At 71.4% G+C, this 1,559-nt stretch carries 1 protein-coding gene; it reads left to right on the top strand.

Annotated elements, in window-relative coordinates; translation table 11 throughout:
- Nucleotides 1-34: 34 nt before the first annotated feature.
- Nucleotides 35-1,559 (top strand): SulP family inorganic anion transporter (locus tag FNH08_RS49925; RefSeq protein ID WP_228034872.1); only part of this gene is annotated, 1,525 nt, incomplete at its 3' end.

Genomic DNA, 1,559 nt, shown 5'->3' with positions numbered 1-1,559 from the left:
GTCCCCCAAGGCCCCCAAGGCCCCCAAGGCCGACCTGGCCACCGACATCACGGCGTCCCTCGTCGTCTTCCTCGTGGCTCTCCCCCTGTGCATCGGCGTCGCCGTGGCGTCCGGTGTCCCGGCCGAGCTGGGCATCATCTCCGGTGTCATCGGCGGTCTGGTGGTCGGCGCGCAGCGGGGCAGCACCCTCCAGGTCAGCGGCCCGGCCGCCGGTCTCGCGGCCCTGGTGGCCGAGACCGTGATGGAGTTCGGCGTGGCCATGCTCGGGGTGATCGTGCTCTTCTCGGGCATCCTGCAGATCATCCTCGGCCTGATGAAGATGGGCCGGTTCTTCCAGGCGATCTCCCTGGCCGTCGTGCAGGGCATGCTCGCGGGCATCGGTCTGCCGCTGATGTTCAGTCAGGCGTACCCGGCGGCCGACGCCAAGGCCCCCGGCACCCCGATCGAGAACATGGCCGGGATCCCCGGACTGCTCGCCGACACCGTCTCGAACCCCAACACGATGATCGCGGCCGGCCTCGCCGCCCTCACCGTCGTCCTCAGCTTCATGTGGAAGAAGGCGCCGGCCCCGATCAACAAGATCCCGGCGGCGCTCGTGGCCGTGGGCATCGGTATCGCGGTGGCAGCGCTCCCGGGCGTGGACGTGAAGACGCTCCAGGTCGGCAACCTGCTGGCCTCCGTCGACGTCCCCGGCGCGGAGCAGTTCGCGGGTCTCGCGGACCCGGGCATCATCACCGCGATCCTCACCTTCACGGTGATCGCCTCGGCGGAGTCCCTGTTCACCGCCGCCGCCGTGGACCGCATGCACGACGGTCCGCGCACCCGCTACAACCCCGAGCTCATCGCCCAGGGCGCCGGCAACACGGTGGCGGGCATCCTCGGCGCGCTGCCCATCACGGCGGTCGTGGCCCGCAGTTCGGCGAACGTCCAGGCGGGCGCCAAGACCCGGCTGTCCCGCACCCTGCACGGTCTGTGGCTGCTGGCCTTCGCGATCCTTCTCCCCCAGGTGCTGGCCCTGATCCCGATCTCGGTCCTCGCGGGTGTCCTCATCCACAGCGGCTGGAAGCTGTTCGCGCCCGCGGAGTTCCCGAAGATGTGGCGCCAGGACCGGGGCGAGTTCGCGGTCATGACGCTCACCACGCTGGTCATCGTGGCGACGGCCCTGCTGGAGGGCGTCCTCTTCGGCCTCGCCGCCGGCATCGTCCTCGCCGCCGTGCGCATGTCCCAGACGGTCATCAAGCAGCACATCGAGGAGGACACGGCGAAGGTGGTGATGGCGGGCAACGCGACCTTCCTCCGCCTCCCGCAGGTCATCGAGGCCCTGGAGGCCGCCGCCGAGTCCGGCAAGCCGCGCATCCGCCTCGACCTCACCGGGGTGACCCACCTGGACCACGCCTGCCGCAGCCAGGTCGAGGAGTTCACGGCCCAGCAACGCGGCAAGGGCCTGCGCGTGGAACTCCTGATGCCGGGTCCGGCGAAGCACGCGGCGACCGACCGGAAGGCGGCGGACCCGCAGGCCGGCCCGCAGGAGCAGCCCACCGCGCCCCGGACCCCCCTCC

The organism is Streptomyces spongiae, assembly GCF_009377185.1.
GTDB lineage: Bacteria > Actinomycetota > Actinomycetes > Streptomycetales > Streptomycetaceae > Streptomyces > Streptomyces spongiae.
This window is presented reverse-complemented; position numbering and strand designations above follow the sequence as displayed.